The following is a 381-nucleotide window of genomic DNA, read 5'->3' on the forward strand; positions in this document are numbered from 1 at the left end:
CGGCCGGTCCCTCGAGGAGAGCGAGGGGCCGGCCGGGCGGGGGTCAGCGGTTCGTCCAGGCCTCGGGGTAGCCGGGCAGGTCCTCGCCGCCGAACTTGGCGTAGTGCAGCGAGGGCATGTCCTTGTTGGCGTCGAGGTAGGCGTCCAGGTCCTCGCCCGTGATGGGCGACTGCGGGAGGACCCACTCGGCCGGGACCTGCTCGCCGTTCCAGATCTTCTGGGCCGCGAGGATCGGGGTGCGCCACTGGAAGTTGGAGTACACGGCGCCCAGGGCGGTCATGTCCGTCTCCTTCCACTTGCGCATGAAGCTCAGCTCGTCCTCGCCCATGAAGACCGGGTAGGGCTTGCCGGCGTCCTCGAACGCCTCGACCGCCGCGACCG

The 381-nt window shown here is 70.3% G+C and carries 1 pseudogene; it reads right to left on the reverse strand.

Annotated elements, in window-relative coordinates:
• Window positions 1-43 precede the first annotated feature (43 nt).
• Window positions 44-381, reverse strand: a pseudogene (locus tag H9652_RS18680) (ABC transporter substrate-binding protein); the annotation flags it as partial.

The organism is Oerskovia rustica, from assembly GCF_014836555.1.
Taxonomy (GTDB): Bacteria; Actinomycetota; Actinomycetes; order Actinomycetales; family Cellulomonadaceae; genus Oerskovia; species Oerskovia rustica.